Annotated in this window: 4 protein-coding genes and 3 pseudogenes; all 7 read left to right on the forward strand. The window is 71.7% G+C overall.

Translation table 11 applies throughout. The features are described 5' to 3' along the window. Positions 1–106 precede the first annotated feature (106 nt). Positions 107–1633, forward strand: coding sequence for an AMP-binding protein (locus U9R90_RS18645; protein ID WP_411057578.1), 1527 nt, complete (start codon positions 107–109; stop codon positions 1631–1633). Next, on the forward strand, positions 1630–2886 hold the full coding sequence (locus U9R90_RS18650) for a type III PLP-dependent enzyme (RefSeq protein WP_411057579.1): 1257 nt from the start codon (positions 1630–1632) through the stop codon (positions 2884–2886). The genes U9R90_RS18645 and U9R90_RS18650 overlap by 4 nt, the downstream gene beginning before the upstream one ends. After that, positions 2879–3394 carry a cobalamin B12-binding domain-containing protein gene (locus U9R90_RS18655; protein WP_411057580.1) on the forward strand — a complete coding sequence of 172 codons (516 nt, stop codon included), beginning with the start codon at positions 2879–2881 and terminating at the stop codon, positions 3392–3394. Before U9R90_RS18650 ends, U9R90_RS18655 begins: the two co-directional genes overlap by 8 nt. Beyond that, positions 3391–4686 (forward strand): methylaspartate mutase, encoded by a 1296-nt coding sequence (locus U9R90_RS18660; protein ID WP_411057581.1) that lies wholly within the window; start codon positions 3391–3393, stop codon positions 4684–4686. Before U9R90_RS18655 ends, U9R90_RS18660 begins: the two co-directional genes overlap by 4 nt. Before the next feature lie 174 nt (positions 4687–4860). Next, a pseudogene (locus U9R90_RS18665) lies at positions 4861–12207 on the forward strand (SDR family NAD(P)-dependent oxidoreductase); the annotation flags it as partial. 103 nt (positions 12208–12310) lie between these two features. Next, positions 12311–17368: pseudogene (locus U9R90_RS18670) on the forward strand (SDR family NAD(P)-dependent oxidoreductase). A 187-nt stretch (positions 17369–17555) separates the two neighbouring features. Beyond that, positions 17556–19117 (forward strand): annotated as a pseudogene (locus tag U9R90_RS18675) (type I polyketide synthase); the annotation flags it as partial.

A 19117-nucleotide genomic window follows, 5' to 3' on the forward strand; every position in this document is an offset into this window, starting at 1 on the left:
GGGGGAGCTAGGGGTTTGGCTGCTCTTGCGGCGAACCTAGCGTGGTGGTCGAAGTATTCGATCCGTAATGACGAACTGTTCCTTGACTCGAGGCGGGAGCGCGGCATTGGCCAGCCACTCGTATTCGACGGACGAAGAATCCGAACTCGTCCACGGTCTTCTTGACGATGCCGTCGCCGAGGTGCCGGACGCGCCCGCGGTCCGTGACGCGGCCGGCGCCTGGAGCTACCGGCAACTGGCCGAGTACAGCCAGGCGTTCGCGCTCTGGCTGCGCGAGCGGGGTGTCGGCCGGGGCGACCGGGTGGTGCTCCAGCTGCCCACCGGGCGGGCCCTGGCGGCCATGTTCTACGGCGCGTCCCGGTGCGGCGCGGTCTTCGTACCGCTCAATCCGGCGATGAAGCCGTACCACCTGCGCAAGGTGATCGACAACGCCGGACCCAAGCTGCTGATCGGCGACACGGTGACCGGCGACATACTCGGCGAGATCGCCGGTCCGGTGCACCAACTGGCCGACCTGTGGGCAGAGGTGGAGGAACTGCGCGCCCAGGGCCGCCGCATCGAGCCGGAGCGGGTCGACCCCGGCGATGTGGCGACCCTGATCTACACCTCAGGATCCACCGCCGCGCCCAAGGCGGTCGTCTGCCCGCACGCCCAGGTCACCTTCGCCTCCCGAGCACTGACCGAGGCGCTCGGCTACCGCGCCGACGACGTGGTGTTCTGCCGCTTCCCGATGTCCTGGGACTACGGCCTCTACAAGGTCCTGATGACCTGTGTCGCCCGCTGCGAGATCGTGCTGGCCGACGGCGAGTCCGATCTGCTGCTGCTGCGCCGGATGCGGGAGACCGGGGCGACGGTGGTGCCCATCGTGCCCTCGCTCGCCTCGATGATCGTCAGCCTGGCCCGCCGCGACCGTGATGCCCCGGCCCCGGTACGGATGTTCACCAACACCGGCGCCGCGCTGCCGCCGGCCACCATCGACGCGCTGCGGGAGCACTTCCCCGGCACGGCCGTGGTCCGCCAGTACGGCCAGACCGAGGCCAAGCGGATCACCGTGATGCCGCCCGCCGAGGACCGGGAGCGCCCCGGCGCGGTCGGCCTGCCGCTGCCGGGCACCCGGGTGCTGATCCTGGACCCGGACGGCAAGGCGGTACCCACCGGCGAGGTGGGCGAGATCGTCGCCGTGGGGCCGCATGTGATGCCGGGCTACTGGAACAGCCCCGATCTGACCGGGAAGGCCTTCAAGACCGACCCGGACAGCGGCGAACTCCGGCTGCACACCGGTGACTACGGCAGCGTCGACGCCGACGGCTACCTCTATTTCGAAGGCCGACGCGACGACATGTTCAAACGCAAGGGCTTCCGGATGAGCACCCTGGAGATCGAAGGCGCCGCTATGGACATCCCCGGGGTCAGGGCGGCCGCCGCACTGCCGCCCAGCGGGCGCCATGACCTCGCCCTGTTCGTAGAGAGCGACCTGGCACCGGGCGCGGTGCTCAAGGAGCTGACCCGGCGCCTGGAGCCCGCCAAGGTCCCCGCCGTCTGCCGGGTGCTCGCTCAGTTCCCGCTCACCCAGCACGGCAAGAACGCCCGCCGCGAGCTGGCCCTGCTGCTTGATTCCGGGAGTGCGACATGAGTGACAGGACCACCACCACCGATCCGGAGGACCTGGCCCGGCGCTACGGCACTCCGCTGTACGTGTACGACCTGGACCGGCTGCGGGCGGCCCGGCGCGACCTGTTCGGCTGGCTGCCCGACGGCTTCGAGGTGTTCTACGCCTTCAAGGCCAACCCGCACGTCGATCTCGTACGGGCGCTGCGCGAGGGCGAGGGCCCGGCCTGCAAGGCGGAGATCAGCTCCACCGGCGAGCTGGCCGCAGCGCTTGAGGCCGGATACCCGGGCGCCGACATCCTCTACACCGGGCCCGGCAAGACCCCCGAGGAACTGAACACGGCGATCGGCAGCGGCGTACGCACCTTCTCGGCCGAGTCGCTCACCGACTTGGAGCACATCGGCGCGGCAGCCACCCGGCACGGCACCGTCGCCGACTGCCTGCTGCGCATCAACAGCGCCCAGGCCAGCGCCACCACCAGCATCCGGATGACCGGCGCCCCCACCCAGTTCGGCATCGACAGCGAGACCGTCGCCGAGCTGGCGCCGAAGCTGCGCGAGGTGCCCGGCACCGCGATCGCCGGGCTGCACCTGTTCTCGCAGAGCAACGCCCGCGACGAGGAGGCGCTGATCGGGGAGCTCACCCACACCATCGAGGTGGCCGCCGCGATCCAGGACGACCTGGGCGTCGAGCTGCGGCTCCTCGACATCGGCGGCGGCTTCTCGGTGCCCTACGCCCAGCACGGCGAGCGGGCCGCCTACCCCAAGCTGAAGGCCGAGCTGGAGGCCGCGCTCGATGTGCACTTCCCCCGGTGGCGACAGGGCGCGCCCCGCCTGGCCGTCGAGTCCGGGCGCTATCTGGTCGGGGACAGCGGCACGCTGGTGGCGCGGGTCAGCAACGTCAAGGTCAGCAGGGGCCGGAAGTTCGTCATCGCGGACGCCGGGATCAACACCTTCGGCGGGATGTCCGGGCTGGGGCGGCTGCTGCCGGTGACCGTCTCGGTCGAGGCGGGTGCCGAGACCGAGAAGGCGAGCCTGGTCGGGCCGCTGTGCACGCCCGGCGACGTCCTGGGACGGCAGATCGAGGTGCCGGTCCTGGAGGCCGGTGATCTCGTCCGTATCCCCAACACCGGGGCGTACGGGCCCACCTCCAGCCTGCTGATGTTCCTCGGCAGGCCGGCGCCCGCCGAGGCGGTGGTCAGCGCGGGCGAGCTGGTCTCGGTCACCCGGATCGCGCATGTGCGCACCTCGCTGCGGCAGGAGGACACCGGTGAGTGATCAGTTGATGCCGCGCGCCGAGACCACGCCGGGGTACGGGGACAGCCCCAAGGGAACAGTGATCGTCACCTCGATGGCCTCCGACTCGCACACCTGGAACCTCGTCTTCCTGCAGCTGCTGCTCGAGGAGCTCGGCTATGACGTGGTCAACCTCGGGCCCTGCGTCCCGGACGCGCTCCTGGTCGACGAATGCCGCACCCTCGACCCCGAACTGATCGTCATCAGCAGTGTCAACGGCCATGGATTCCAGGACGGCATGCGCGTCATCGGCCAGCTCCGTGGGAGTACGCCGCTGGCCGCGACACCCGTGGTGATCGGCGGGAAACTCGGCACCGACGGCGGCGAGAGCGCCACCTGCGCGGAAGAACTCATGGCGGCGGGATTCGACGCCGTATTCGAGGACGGCCGGGACCCGCTCGCCGCGTTCCACTTCTTCATGTCCGCGTTGCTGCGGTCGCCGAACGGCCCGAACGGCACGGATCAGGACCAGGATCGGATATCCGCATGACCGTGGATTTCGGGGAATTCGTACGACGGGCAGCGGACCAGGGGCACCTCGTCGTCCAGCCGCGCATGGGGTTCGGCGCCCCCGAGCGGATGCGCGAGGGCCTTGCCGCCACCAAGGCCGCGCACGCCGTCACGGTCGGCACCCTCACCCTGGACAGCTACACCCGCGTCGGTGATCTCGACGCCGCCGCGACCGCCTTGCGCGAGGGCACCGACCTCAACGGCTACCCGGTCGTCACGCACCCGCCCGCCACCACCGCGGCGGTGCTCGACGGCGTCCGAGGGCCGGACTTCCCGGTCCAGGTCCGGCACGGCTCCGCGACCCCGATCGACATCTTCTGGGCGCTGATGCGGCTGCGCCTCGGCGCCACCGAGGGCGGCCCGGTCTCGTACTGCCTGCCCTACGGCCGCACCCCGCTCGCCGACGGCATCCGCAACTGGGAGGCCTGCTGCGAGCTGTACACGCGCATGCGCGAGGTCGGGGTCGAGCCGCATCTGGAGACCTTCGGCGGCTGCATGATGGGCCAGCTCTGCCCGCCGAGCCAGCTGGTCGCCATCAGCTTCCTGGAGGCGATGTTCTTCGCCCAGCACGGCATCCGCTCGCTGTCGCTGAGCTATGCGCAGCAGACCGACCCGACGCAGGACCAGGAGGCCGTCGCCGCGCTGCGCAGGCTCTGCCGCGAGCTGCTGCCCACGCCTGACTGGCACGTGGTGATCTACGCCTACATGGGGGTGTACCCCGAGACGTTCGGGGGCGCCTACCGGCTGCTCGGGCAGGCCGCCCGGCTCGCGGTCACCACCGGCGCCGAGCGGCTGATCGTCAAGACGGCCGCCGAGGCCCGCCGTATCCCCACGATCGCGGAGAACGTGCTGGCCCTGGAGTACGCGAGCCAGACCGCGGCGAAGGCCACCGCCCCCGATGGCCCCGATGCCCCCGATGGCGCGGATTCGGCGGTCTACCAAGAAGCGCGGGCCCTCGTCGACGCCGTACTCCATGTCGACCAGGACATCGGGCGGGCCCTGCGCACCGCATTCCAGTGCGGATATCTCGATGTCCCGTACTGCGTGCATCCGGACAACGCGGGACGGGCGCGCAGTTATATCGACTCCGACGGCAGACTCCGCTGGTCCGATATCGGATCACTCCCGCTCGCCGGAATAGCCGAACGCGGTCCGGCGAAGAAGATCGGTTCCGCTGATCTGCTGAACGACCTCTTCTATGTGCGGCGCAAGTTCGACGAACCGCCCCAGGAACTCGGTGGGGCCCAGGAAGGCGAGCTGGTTCACGGTTAACCGTTCCCTGGTAGGGGGCGGTTAGGGGTATGGGTGCGCTTCGCGCCCGGCTTAGAGTCACAACCCAGGCTCTGTCCCTGGGAGTTCACCGATTTCTTGCCGCGCAAATCGCAAAAGGTGTGGAGTATGCAGATGAGCGGGTCCGGAAGCGTTGTTTCTGACATGGAGCGTGCCCGACTTGAGACCCTGCCGACCGGGGAGCAACTCCGCCTCCTGCTCGACCTGGTGTGCGCCCGGACGTCGGCGGTACTCCGGGATATCAGGCCTGACGCGGCGTCGAGCCCGATCGACGCGGACCGGCCGTTCAAGGAGCAGGGCCTGGACTCGCTGGGCCTGGTCGCGCTTCAGCAGCGGCTGAACGAGGCGACCGGGCTGAGCCTGCCGCCCACCGTCGGCTTCGACCACCCCACTCCCGCCGCGCTGGCCGAGTATCTGCGCACCGAGGCGCTTGGCCTGCCGCACGGCCGGGCCGTGGAGCCCCTCGCGGCCCGCCCGGCCGCCGCGGACGACCCGATCGCCGTCGTCGGCATCGGCTGCCGCTACCCCGGACAGGTCAACTCACCTGAAGAACTCTGGAAGTTGGTGGCCGGCGAGGCTCATGTGATCGAGCCTTTCCCCACCGACCGCGGCTGGGATCTGGATGCCCTCTACGACCCCGACCCCGAGACCCCCGGCACCACGTACGTCCAGCACGGCGGCTTCCTGCCCGACGCCGGTGACTTCGACGCGGACTTCTTCGGCATCGCCCCGCGCGAGGCCCTGGCCACGGACCCGCAGCAGCGGCTCGCCCTGGAGACCTCGTGGGAGGCCCTGGAGCGGTCCGGCATCGACCCCGACGCGCTCCGCGGCAGCCGCTGCGGCGTGTTCATCGGCACCGAACCGCAGGAATACGGGACCAGGCTGCACGAGGCGCCCGACGGGCTCGACGGCTATCTGCTCACCGGTAACGCGCCCAGCGTCGTCTCCGGGCGCGTCGCCTACACGCTCGGCCTCGAAGGGCCGACCCTCACCGTCGACACCGCCTGCTCGGGCTCCCTGGTCGCCCTGCACCTGGCCGTCCAGTCCCTGCGCCTGGGCGAGAGCACCCTCGCCCTGGCCGGCGGGGTCGCCGTGATGGGCAGCCCCGGCACCCTCACCGCCTTCAGCCGCCAGCGCGGCCTCGCTCCCGACGGCGTCTGCAAACCCTTCGCTGCGGCGGCCGACGGCACCGGATTCTCCGAAGGCGCGGGGATGTTCGTCCTGGAACGCCTCTCTGACGCCCGGCGCAACGGCCACCCGGTCCTCGCGCTCGTCCGCGGCTCCGCCATCAACCAGGACGGCGCCAGCAACGGCATCACCGCACCCAGCGGACCGGCCCAGCAGCGGGTGGTGCGCCAGGCGCTCGCCGACGCGGGGCTCACCGCGGCCGACGTGGACGCGGTGGAGGCGCACGGCACGGGCACCACGCTTGGCGACCCCATCGAGGCCCAGGCCCTGATCGCCACGTACGGCCAGGACCGGCCCGCCGACCGGCCGCTCAGGCTGGGGTCGATCAAGTCCAACATCGGGCACACCCAGGCCGCTTCGGGCGCGGCAGGCGTGATCAAGATGGTGATGGCGCTACGGGAAGGCGTCCTGCCCAGGACCCTGCACGTGGACGAGGCGTCCCCGAACGTCGACTGGTCGGCCGGTGCGGTCGAGCTGCTCACCGAGACTCTGGCCTGGGACAACCCGCACGGGACGCGCCGGGCGGGGGTCTCATCCTTCGGCGTCAGCGGCACCAACGCGCACGTGGTCATCGAGGAGGCCCCGGCCGAGGAAGACCCGGCGGGAGCGGCCTCGTCGACACCGGCGCCGACGGGTGCGACCTCGGCGGGCGCGGCACCGACCGGAGCGGTGTCGAGGGAGGGCGCCCGGCAGGGCGGCGAAGGTTCCCGGCAGGGCATGGGTGCGGTGTTCGCGTCCCACCAGGGCCCCACCCCGGTCGCGTTCTCCGCGCGGAGTGAACCTGCTCTGCGTGCCCAGGCCCAGCGGCTTGCTGACCTGCTCGACGCCCGACCCGACGTCACCCCCGCCGCGCTCGGCCACGCCCTGGCCACCACCCGCTCCGTCCACCGCCACCGCGCGGTCGTGCTCGCCGACGACCGCATGGACCTGGTCCGGGCGCTGCGCACCGCCGCCGGTGGCGGCACCGGACGCGGCCTCAACCAGTCCCTGGCCACCAGTGGCCGACTCGCCTTCCTGTTCACCGGGCAGGGCAGCCAGCGCCTGGCCATGGGCAAGGAGCTGCACGACGCGTACCCCGTCTTCGCGGACACCCTCGCCGACGCCATCGGCCACCTGGACCTCCAGCTCGAACACTCCCTGTGGGACGTGCTGTTCGCCCCCGAGGGCTCACCCGAAGCCGAACTCCTGCACCGGACCGCCTACGCGCAGGGGGCACTCTTCGCGATCGAGGTCGCTCTCTATCGGCTGCTCGAATCCTGGGGCGTACGGCCCGACTTCGTCGCCGGACACTCCGTCGGCGAGCTCACCGCCGCCCATGTGGCCGGGGTGCTCTCCCTGGAGGACGCGGCGACCCTGGTAGGCGCCCGCGGACGGCTGATGCAGGAACTGCCCGCGACCGGCGCCATGGTGGCCGTAGAAGCCACCGAGGACGAGGTACGGCCGCACCTCACCTACCGCGTGGACATCGCCGCGGTCAACGGGCCGCGCTCCGTGGTCGTCTCCGGTGACGAGGAGCCCGTACTCGCCCTCAAGGAGCACTTCGCGGCCGAAGGGCGCAGGACCAGCAGGCTCAGGGTGTCGCACGCCTTCCACTCTCCGCTGATGGAGCCCATGCTCGCGGAGTTCCGCAAGATCGCCCAGATCCTCGACTACCGGCCGCCCACGATCCCCGTCGTCTCCAACGTGACCGGGCGGATCGCCACCTCGGACGAGCTGCGCGACCCGGAGTACTGGGTCCGCCATGTCCGGGCCGCCGTCCGGTTCGCCGACGGGGTGAGCGCGCTGCGCGCTGCCGGCGTGAGCACGTACGTCGAGCTCGGTCCGGACGCCGTACTGACCGCGATGGCCCGCGAGGTCATCGACCAGCCAGCGGAAGACAGCGCAGGAGACAGCGCGGAGGACGTCGTGCTGGTCGCCGCGCAGCGTCGCGACCGGGACGGGCGGCGCGAGCTGCTCTCCGCCCTGGCCACCGCTCACACCCACGGCACCCGCGTCGACTGGGCCGCCCTCACGCCCGGCGACCACCCCCGCGTCGACCTGCCCACCTACCCCTTCCAGCGCCGCCACTACTGGCTCCACGCCCCGGCCACCGCCACCGACGCCACCGCGCTCGGCCAGGTCGCCGTACGGCATCCGCTGCTCAGCGCCGCCGTACCGCTGGCCGACGACGGCAGCGCGGTGCTCACCGGCCGGATCTCGCTGCGCTCGCAGCCCTGGCTGGGCGACCACCGGATCTCCGGGGTGACCCTGCTACCCGGCACGGCCTTCGTCGAGCTCGCCGTCCAGGCCGGTGACCAGGTCCGCTGCGCACTGCTCGAAGAGCTGAACCTGCAGACCCCGCTGGTGATCCCGCAGACCGGCGGCGTGGCGCTCCAGGTCGTCGTCTCCGCGCCCGACGCCAGCGGACACCGGGAGATCACCTTCCACTCGCGCCCGGAGTCCGCCTACGACGACGCCCCGTGGACCCAGCACGCCAGCGGTGTGCTGGCCGCCGCCGACGCGCCCGCCACCGACACCCTCACCCAGTGGCCGCCTCCAGGAGCGCAGCCGGTCGACATCAGCAGCCTCTACGAGGAGATGACCGGCCAGGGGTACGGATACGGCCCGGCCTTCCAGGGCCTGCGCGCCGTCTGGCAGGGCGAGGGCCAGGCGTACGCCGAGGTCGCGCTGCCCGCCGAGATCGCCCCGGACGCCGCCGCGTTCGCCCTGCACCCCGCGCTCCTGGACGCCGTACTGCACGCTACCGACTTCGCCTCCCCGCAGCCGGTCTCCGAGGAGACCCGGCTGCCCTTCGCCTGGACCGGGGTTGCCCTGCACTCCACCGGGGCCGCGGCCCTGCGGGTGCGGATCACGCACACCGGTCCTGACGCCGTGGCCATCGAGCTCGCGGACACCACCGGCGCACCCGTGGCCAGCATCGAGAACTTCCTCGTACGTCCGGTCGCGGCGGACCAGCTGCGGGCCGCACAGGGGCAGGCCGCCGATACGCCGCTGCGGATCGCCTGGGGCCCGGTGGAACCCGGCTCCTCCCGTGCCGATGACCTCGCGGGCCTGACCGTCGTCGCGCTTCACGCGAGCGGGGACACCACGCAGGCCGTTCCCGCCGCCGTACGGAACACCACCGGCCGGGCGCTGACGCTGCTCCAGTCCCACCTCGCCGAGGACGACCCCGAAGCGCGGCTCGTCCTGGTGACCCGGGGCGCGGTCGTCGCCACCGACGAGGACACGGTCGACCTCGCCCAGGCCCCGGTGTGGGGGCTGGTGCGCTCGGCCCAGGCGGAACACCCGGGCCGTGTCGTCCTGGTCGACCTGGACGCGCGGACCGAGGAGCTGGACACCGGTCTGCTCACCCGCGTACTCGCCACCGACGAGCCCGAACTCGCGGTCAGGGGCGGCCGGATGCTCGCGCCCCGGCTGACGCGCGAGACCGCCCCCGCTGAGACGCGGCCCGCACCCTGGGACGGCGAGGGCACGGTGCTGATCACCGGTGGTACGGGTGGTCTGGGCGCGCTGGTGGCCCGGCACCTGGTGGCCGAGCACGGGGTNCGGCGGGTGGAGCTGCCGACGTATGCGTTCCAGCGGGAGCGGTTCTGGCTGGAGCCGGTGGATGCCGGTGTCGGGGATGTGAGCTCGGCCGGGCTGGCCGCGGTGGATCACCCGGTGCTGAGTGCCAGTGTGGTGTCGCCGGAGTCGGACGGGGTCGTACTGACCGGGCGGCTGTCGGCTCAGTCGCACGGCTGGGTGGCGGATCACGACGTCCTGGGCAGTGTGCTGCTGCCGGGGACCGGGTTTGTGGAGCTGGCGGTACGGGCCGGGGACGAGGTCGGCTGCGGTCGGCTGGAGGAGTTGACCCTTGAGGCGCCGCTGGTGCTGCCCGAGCGGGGCGGTCTGGCGCTGCGGGTGGTCGTGGGTGAGCCGGATGACTCCGGTGTGCGGTCGGTACGCATCTACTCGCGCCCCGACGACAGCGAGGACGGCCCCTGGACCCGGCACGCCGACGGAACCCTCACTCCGAACGCCTCGGCGCCCGACTTCGACCTCGGGATGTGGCCACCGGAGGACGCCGTTCAGGTCCCGCTGGAGGGTGCGTACGAGCGCCTGGCTGACCAGGGGTACGACTACGGGCCGGTGTTCCAGGGGCTCAGGGGGGTGTGGCGCCGCGACGGTGAGGTGTTCGCGGAGGTCGCCCTGCCCGAACAGGCCGAGTCCGATGCGGCCCGCTTCGGGCTGCATCCCGCGCTGCTTGACGCGGCGCTGCATGCGGAACTGCTCTCGGAGGAGGGTGAGGACGAGGGCGCCACGCAGCTTCCGTTCGCCTGGAACGGAGTCACCCTGCACGCCGCAGGCGCCAGCGCACTCCGCGTGCGGCTGCGCCGCACCAAGGGCGCGGACGCCCTGAGCCTGGCGGTGGCCGACTCCGCGGGACAGCCGGTGCTCACCGTGGAGGAGCTGGTCTCCCGCCCGGTCTCCCCGGAGCAGCTTGGCGCCGCAGGGCAGGCGGGGGCGAACTCGCTCTACCGCCTGGACTGGACCGCCCTGGCCGCCGCTCCGGCCGCTGACGCCGGGCCGCTGCCGGAGCTGCTGCGGGTCGAACCCGTCGCGGGCGAGACGCTGGCCGCCGTACGTGAAGTGGCCGATGGCGTACTGGAGTCCATACGGAACTGGCTGGCCGACGAGCAGTCTGCCGATGCCCGGCTGGCGGTCGTCACCAGGCGGGCGGTCGCCGCGGTGCCGGGGGACGCCGTGGACGTCACCCAGGCGCCGGTGTGGGGTCTGCTGCGGTCCGCGCAGGCCGAGAACCCGGGCCGGTTCGTGGTGATCGACACGGATGGTTCCGAGGCTTCGGAGCAGGTGCTGTCGGCCGCGTTGGCTTCGGGTGAGCCTGAGGTGGCGGTGCGGGGTGGCGAGGTGCTCGTGCCTCGGCTCGTACGGGCCGCAGCAGCCCCCGATGGTGCTGGTGTGTGGGGCGCCGAGGGCTCGGTGCTGGTCACGGGCGGCACGGGTGGCCTGGGCGCGCTGGTGGCCCGACACCTCGTGGCGGAGCATGGCGTACGGCATCTGGTGCTGGTGAGCCGTCGAGGACTGGACGCTCCAGGTGCCGCAGAACTACGAGCCGAACTGGGTGAGTTGGGCGCCGAAGCGCGAGTGGCTGCCTGTGACGTGTCCGACCGGGACGCCCTGGCCGCCCTCCTGGCGGAGATCCCGCCCGAGCAGCCCCTGACCGGCATCGTCCACACCGCTGGCGTGGTCGACGACGGACTCATCTCCTCGCTCACCCCCGAGCGGATCGACGCCGTACTCCGCCCGAAGGCGGACGCGGCCTGGCATCTGCACGAGCTCACCCGTGAACTGGGCCTGGACCTCAAGACCTTCATCCTCTTCTCCTCCACCGCGAGCCTCCTGGACGGCCCGGGACAGGGCAACTACGCGGCCGCCAACGCGTTCCTCAACGCGCTGGCCGAGCGGCGCCGCGCCGAAGGCCTGGCCGCCACCTCGCTCGCCTGGGGCCTCTGGGCCGGGGATGTCGGCATGGGAGCCGAGCTCGGCGACGGCGTGCTGCAGCGCCTCGCCCGGCAGGGTCTCCAAGCGCTGACGCCCGAGGAGAGCCTGGAGTCGCTCGACGCGGCCCTGGCCGACGGTGGCGCCGATGCCATGCGGGTTCCCATCCGGGTGAACGCGGCCGCGCTCAAGGCCCGTACGGACGACATCCCCCCAGTGCTCCGCGGCTTGGTGCGGTCGGCGGCCCGCCGGGCGGCGTCGGCAGGCGGCGCGGACTCCGGCCGTGCCGCGCTGGAGCAGCAGCTCGCCGGGCTGTCCGACGAGGAGCAGGACCGGCACGTACGGGAGCTGGTACGGACGCATGTCGCCGCCGTACTGGGCCATACGACGACCGCAGCGGTGGGAGCGGACCGGGCGTTCAAGGACCTCGGCTTCGACTCGCTCGCCGCCGTCGAACTGCGGAACGTCCTGAACGGGGTCACCGGACTGCGGCTGCCCGCCACGCTCGTCTTCGACTACCCCAACGCGCAGGCCGTGGCCCAGCACATCAGGGGCGCGATCGGCGGTACGGGCGACGGCGGACCGGCGGGTGTGGGGTCGCTGGAAGCGGACATCGCCCGCCTGGAGTCGGGGCTGGCCTCGCTCACCCCGGACGAGGACGAGCACGCCCGTATCGCGGGCCAACTCCGGGCGCTGGTCGCCGCCTGGACCGAGCGGAACCGTCCCGCTGGGGGCGGCGACGACAGCGCTGATGTGAAGTCGGCTACCGCCGACGAGATCTTCAGCCTGCTCGACGACGAACTCGAAAGCCGATAACTCGAAGTCGACAACTCGAGAGCCGATAGGCGGCGGCAGTCGGTGTACGTGGTCGGACGAACAGAGCAAGCAAGCGAAGTCGGGTGGGAGAGGCGTGGCAACGGTGAGCGAAAACGAGGAAAAGCTTCTCGAATACCTCAAGCGGGCAACGGTGGATCTGCGCGAGGCCCGTAAGCAGATCGCCGACTATGAGCAGCGGGAGCACGAGCCCGTCGCCATCGTCGCCATGGCCTGCCGCTACCCGGGTGGCGTGACCTCGCCGGACGAGCTGTGGAACCTCGTACGGGACGGGAGGGACACCGTGTCGTCCTTCCCGTCGGACCGCGGCTGGGATCTGGCCAACCTCTACGATCCGGAGCCCGGAACCCCTGGAAAGACGTATGCGCGCGGCGGTGCCTTCCTCCACGACGTGGCCGACTTCGACCCCGATTTCTTCGGGATCGCGCCGCGCGACGCCCGCGAGATGGACCCGCAGCAGCGGCTGCTCCTGGAGATCTCCGCCGCGCGACGCCCGCGAGATGGACCCGCAGCAGCGGCTGCTCCTGGAGATCTCCTGGGAGGCGCGCCCGCGAGATGGACCCGCAGCAGCGGCTGCTCCTGGAGATCTCCTGGGAGGCGGTCGAGCGGGCGGGCATCGACCCGACGACGCTGAAGGGCCAGCGCGTCGGCGCCTTCGCGGGCGTGATGTACCACGACTACGCGGGCGGCGCCGACGGCAGCCTGGTCAGCGGCCGGGTCGCCTACACGCTGGGCCTGGAGGGCCCGACCCTCTCGGTGAACACCGCCTGTTCCTCCTCGCTGGTCGCCCTGCATCTGGCCATCCAGGCGCTGCGGCGCGGCGAGTGCTCGCTGGCGCTGGCCGGCGGGGTGACCGTACTGGCCACTCCGGACACGTTCGTGGAGTTCGGTCTGCAGCGCGGCCTGGCGCCCGACGGGCGCTGCAAGGCCTTCGCCGCGGCCGCCGACGGTGTCGGCTGGGGCGAGGGCGCCGGCGTCCTGCTGGTGGAGCGGCTCTCGGACGCGCTGCGCAACGGTCACGACGTACTGGCCGTCGTGCGCGGCAGCGCGGTCAACCAGGACGGGGCCAGCAACGGCATCACCGCGCCCAACGGCCCCGCGCAACAGCGGGTCATCCAGCAGGCGCTGAGCAGCGCGCGGCTGTCGGCCGACCTGGTGGACGCGGTGGAGGCGCACGGTACGGGGACGACGCTCGGCGACCCGATCGAGGCGCAGGCGCTGCTGGCCACGTACGGGCAGGGCCGGCCGGAGGGCCAGCCGGTCTGGCTGGGGTCGATCAAGTCGAACATCGGGCATACGCAGGCCGCGGCCGGGGTCGCCGGGATCATCAAGATGGTGCAGGCCATGCGGCACGGGGTGCTGCCCGGGACGCTGCATGTGGATGAGCTGTCGCCGCAGGTGGACTGGACGGCGGGGGCGGCCGAGGTGCTCATGGAGGCGCGGGACTGGCCGGAGACGGATCATCCGCGGCGGGCCGCGGTGTCGTCGTTCGGGATCAGTGGGACCAACGCGCATGTGATCGTGGAGCAGGCTCCTCCGGAGGCGTCGGTTGAGCCGCCTGCGGCCACGGATGGGTCGGTGGTGCCGTGGGTGGTCTCGGGGAAGGGGAGCGCGGCGCTGCGGGCGCAGGCCGCTCGGTTGCACGCGTATGTGAGTGAGCGGGCTGAACTCGCTGTGGGCGATGTGGCGTTCTCGCTGGCTACGACGCGGGCGGCGCTCGACGAGCGGGCGGCTGTGGTCGGTACGGATCGGGCGGAGTTGCTGGCTGGGCTGGCGGCGGTGGCGGAGGGCAGGTCGGCGGGTGGGGGCGTTCGGTCTGGTGGGCTGACGGCCTTTCTCTTTACGGGGCAGGGGGCGCAGCGGCTGGGGATGGGCCGGGAGTTGTACGGCGCGTTTCCGGTGTTCGCTGAGGCTTTTGATGCCGTGCTGGATGNCCTTCCACTCGCCGTTGATGGAGCCGATGCTGGCCGAGTTCCGGGACGTCGCCCGGTCGCTGTCGTACTCCGAGCCGTCCATCCCGATCGTCTCCAACGTGACCGGAGCACTGGCCTCAGCCGAGCTGGCCGACCCGGAGTACTGGGTTCGCCACGTACGCAAGGCCGTCCGGTTCGCCGACGGGGTCCGGGAGTTGGCCGGGCGCGGGGTGACCACGTTCCTGGAGCTGGGGCCTGACGCCGTACTGACGGCCATGGGGCAGGAGTCCGCCGAGGGTGCCTTCGTTCCCGTACTCCGCCGTGACCGCTCCGAGGAGCGGGAGCTGGTGGCGGGTGTCGCCGCGCTTCATGCACAGGGTGTGGATGTGGACTGGGCGGCGTTCTTCGCCGGGCGGGGTGCGCGGCGGGTGGAGTTGCCGACGTATGCGTTCCAGCGGGAGCGGTACTGGCAGGATGGTCCGACGCCGAGTGGTGATGTGTCCCGGGTGGGGCAGAGGGTCGTCGACCATCCGCTGCTGGGCGCGGCCGTGGCCTCGCCCGCAGGGGACGGGGTGGTGCTGACCGGGCGGTTGTCGGCCGAGTCGCATGGCTGGGTGGCCGATCACGACGTCCTGGGCAGTGTGCTGCTGCCGGGCACGGCCTTTGTGGAGCTGGCGCTTCGGGCCGGGGACGAGGTCGGATGCGGGCGGCTGGAGGAGCTGACGCTTGAGGCGCCGCTGGTGCTGCCCGAACAGGGTGCCGTGGCGCTTCAGGTGGTCGTGGGCGAGCCGGATGACGCCGGTGTGCGGTCGGTACGGATCTACTCGCGCCTCGACGACGGTGAGGACGCCCCCTGGACCCGACACGCGGACGGAGTCCTCGCTTCCGTCGCAGCCGTCACCGGGCAGATGGGCGGCAGCCTCGCCGAGTGGCCGCCCGCGCGGGCCGAAGCGGTCGATGTGACGGGCGCGTACGAGCGGTTCTTCGAGCGGGGTTACGCCTATGGCCCGGTGTTCCAGGGCCTGAGGGCGGTGTGGCGACGCGGCGATGAGATCTTCGCCGAGGTCGCGCTGCCGGAGGAGGCGCACGCGGACGCTGCCCGGTTCGCCCTGCACCCCGCGCTGCTGGACGCGGCACTCCACGCGGAGCTGCTCGCCGACGAACAGGCGGACCAGGCGGGCGAGGCGGGCGAGGCGGGCCAGGGGAAGGCCGAGCGGACCGTTCTCCCGTTCGCCTGGAACGGGGTCTCCCTGCGTACGGAGGGCACGACGGCGCTGCGGGTGCGTATCCAGCGGCTGAAGGGCGGCGACGCTTCGGTCATCGAGGCGGCCGACTCGTTTGGCGAGCCGGTGCTGATGGTGGAGTCGCTGGACTCCCGGGAGGTGTCCCCCGCGCAGCTGAGCGCGGCGGGCAACGCGCATCGGGATTCGCTGTTCCGGGTGGAGTGGACTCCGGCCGGAGCGGTCGGCGAGCCCCGGCCCGGTGAGGTGGAACTGCTGAACGTCCAGCCCGCAGAGGGCGAGACGCTGGCCGCCGTACGTGCGGTGACGCGGGATGTGCTGGAGTCCGTACGGAACTGGCTGGCCGACGAACAGTCCGCCGAGACCCGGCTCGCGGTCGTCACCAGGCGGGCGGTCGCCGCTGTGCCGGGGGATGCCGTGGACGTCACCCAGGCGCCGGTCTGGGGCCTGGTGCGGGCGGCACACGAGGAGAACCCCGGCCGGATCGCGCTGGTGGACCTGCCCGACGACCAGGACTCGCCCGATGCGGTACGGGCCGCTTTGGCTTCGGGTGAGCCTGAGGTGGCGGTACGGGGTGGTGAGGTGCTCGTGCCTCGGCTCGTACGGGCCGCAGCGGCCCCCGATGGTGCTGGTGTGTGGGGCGCCGAGGGCTCGGTGCTGATCACGGGCGGCACGGGTGGCCTGGGCGCGCTGGTGGCCCGGCATCTCGTGGAAGAGCATGGCGTACGGCATCTGGTGCTGGTGAGCCGTCGGGGTCTGGAGGCTCCAGGCGCCGGAGAACTCCAGGCAGAGCTGGCCAAGTTGGGTGCTGAAGCCCGAGTGGCCGCCTGCGACGTCTCCGACCGAGCCGCGCTGGCCGCACTCCTCGCGGAGATCCCGCCCGAGCACCCCCTGACCGGCATCGTCCACACAGCCGGAGTCCTGGACGACGGTGTGGTCTCCTCGCTCACCCCGGAGCGGATCGACGCCGTACTCCGCCCGAAGGCAGATGCCGCCTGGCATCTGCACGAGCTCACCAGCGAACTGGGCCTGGACCTCAAGGCCTTTGTCCTCTTCTCCTCGATCGCGGGAACGCTCGGCGGCGCCGGGCAGGGCAACTACGCCGCGGCGAACGCCTTCCTGGACGCGCTGGCCGCGCATCGCAGGACAGCAGGCCTCGCGGCGACCTCCCTGGCCTGGGGCCTGTGGCAGCAGCAAGGCGGCATGGCGGGCGGGATGGCCGAGGCCGACGCGGCACGGCTGGCACGGGTCGGTGTCGCCGCGCTGACGGCGGACGAAGGCCTGTCGCTGCTGGACGCGACCCTGCCGGGACCTCACCAACTCGTGCCCGTCCACCTGGACTTCAAGGCGCTCCGCGCCCAGGCGGCCTCGCTGCCCGCTATGTTCCGCACGCTGGTCCGCCCCGCCGCGCGCGCCGACGGCGGCGGTACGGCAGCCGGACCGTCCGGAATCGCGGCCCTGCGGCAGCGCGTCGCGGGGCTGGCCGGGGCCGAGCTCGACAAGGCGCTGCTGACCCTGGTCCGCGGCCATATCGCCGAGGTGCTCGGCCATGCGCGGCCCGATGCCGTGCAGGCCGACCGGGGCCTGATGGACATGGGATTCGACTCGCTGTCGGCGCTCGAACTCCGAAACCGGCTGGGCGACCTGCTCGGCCGCCGACTTCCGGCCACGCTCATCTTCGACTATCCGACTTCCGTCGCCGTCGCCGGATACGTAGCCGAGGTGCTGGCCGAAGAGGCGGAGAACGCGCCCGCGAGCCCCTTGGAGGAAGAGCTGTCGAAGCTGGAATCCCTGCTGGCGTCCGCCGCACCGGATGAGGAAGAACACACCCGCATCGGAAAGCGACTTCGCGCCCTGACGGCAGAGTGGATGGAAAGCTTCCGGGGCGAGCTGGACGCGGAGTCCGGGGAATCGGGCCCCGAAATTGGTTCGGCGACCGCCGATGAACTCTTCGACATCCTCGACGCGGAGCTGGACAACCCCGCGTAGCAGCCGCAGAACCCCTGCGTCTCCACTGGTCACCCGGCCTGCCCCGATGCTTAGGGGTGGGGTCAGGAGGGGCAGGGGTTGGCCCGCCTGTCGAAGCCGAGTAGCGTCATTTCAGGAATTCGATCCTGTAGCGAATTCGGTCCTGTTGCTGAGTCTGCGCAGTTGAAGAAATGGCGGGGTGACCTCTGTGAGTAGCGAGGAAAAACTTCTTGGCTATCTCAAGCGCGCGACAACTGAGCTGCGTGAGGCCCGTAAACAGATTACCGAGAATGAGCAGCGCGAACACGAGCCGCTGGCGATCGTGGGTATGGGCTGCCGATTCCCGGGAAACGTGACCTCGCCCGACGAACTCTGGCGGCTGGTCGCGGACGGCACGGATGTCGTCTCCGGATTCCCCACCGACCGGGGCTGGGACACCGAAGAGGTGTACGACCCGGAACCGGGGAAGCCGGGCAAGACGTACTCGCGCGAAGGCGGATTCCTCTACGACGCGGCCGAGTTCGACGCCGAACTGTTCAAGATCAGCCCGCGTGAGGCGCGGGAGATGGACCCGCAGCAGCGGCTGCTCCTGGAGACCTCCTGGGAGGCGCTGGAACGCGCGGGCATCGACCCGCTGTCGTTGCGTGGCAGCCGTACCGGCGTCTTCGCCGGAGTGATGTACCACGACTACGCGGCGGGCGGGGCCACCGGCTCCATCGTGTCAGGACGGGTCTCCTACACGCTGGGCCTGGAGGGGCCGGCCGTGACGGTGGACACGGCCTGCTCGTCGTCGCTGGTCGCCCTGCACCTGGCCGGGCGGGCGCTCAGGGCGGGCGAGTGCTCGCTGGCCCTGGTCGGCGGCGTCACCGTGATGGGCACGCTGGGGACCTTCATTGCCTTCAGCGAGCAGCGCGGCTTGGCCCCCGACGGCCGCTGCAAGTCCTTCGCGGCGACCGCGGATGGTACGGGCTGGGGCGAGGGCGCGGGCGTCCTGCTGGTGGAGCGCCTGTCCGACGCCCAGCGCAACGGCCACCCCATCCTGGCCGTCGTACGCGGCAGCGCCGTCAACCAGGACGGCGCGAGCAGCGCCCTGACCGCACCCAACGGACCGGCCCAACGCCGTGTCATCCAGCAGGCGTTGACCAACGCCCAGGTGGCCAGCGACCGGGTCGACGTGGTGGAGGCGCATGGCACGGGTACGACGTTGGGCGACCCTGTGGAGGCGCAGGCGCTGCTTGCTACGTACGGCCGGAACCGGCCGGATGGCCGGCCGCTGTGGCTGGGGTCGATCAAGTCGAACATGGGGCATACGCAGGCCGCCGCCGGTGTCGCCGGGATCATCAAGATGGTCGAGTCGATGCGCCATGGGGTCCTGCCCAAGACCCTGCACGCGGACCAGCCCAACGCGCATGTGGACTGGTCATCCGGCCAGGTCAGGCTGCTGACGGAGGCCCAGCCGTGGGCGCGCGGCAAGGAACCTCGGCGGGCGGGTGTGTCGTCCTTCGGGATCAGCGGCACCAATGCCCACGTGATCATCGAGGAGGCACCGACGGCGCCGGTTCCGGACGCTGCGGACGCGCCTGATGTGGCTGCCCCGCCCGCTCTTCCCCTGGTGGTCTCGGCAGGCAGCCGTGGAGCACTGCGCCAGCAGGCAGCCCGGCTGCTGACCCATGTGGAGGAGCGGCCCGAACTCGAACTCCTCGACACGGGCTACTCGTTGGTGACTTCGCGGGCGCAGCTTGAGCATCGGGCGGTCGCGGTCGGGGCGGA

This window comes from Streptomyces sp. E11-3, assembly GCF_046540415.1.
Taxonomy (GTDB): domain Bacteria; phylum Actinomycetota; class Actinomycetes; order Streptomycetales; family Streptomycetaceae; genus Streptomyces.

Bases quoted from the DNA above. Each gene is read 5' to 3' on its own strand.
- U9R90_RS18650 (WP_411057579.1), top strand. From the start codon at position 1,630: ATGAGTGACAGGACCACCACCACCGATCCGGAGGACCTGGCCCGGCGC.
- U9R90_RS18660 (WP_411057581.1), top strand. From the start codon at position 3,391: ATGACCGTGGATTTCGGGGAATTCGTACGACGGGCAGCGGACCAGGGG.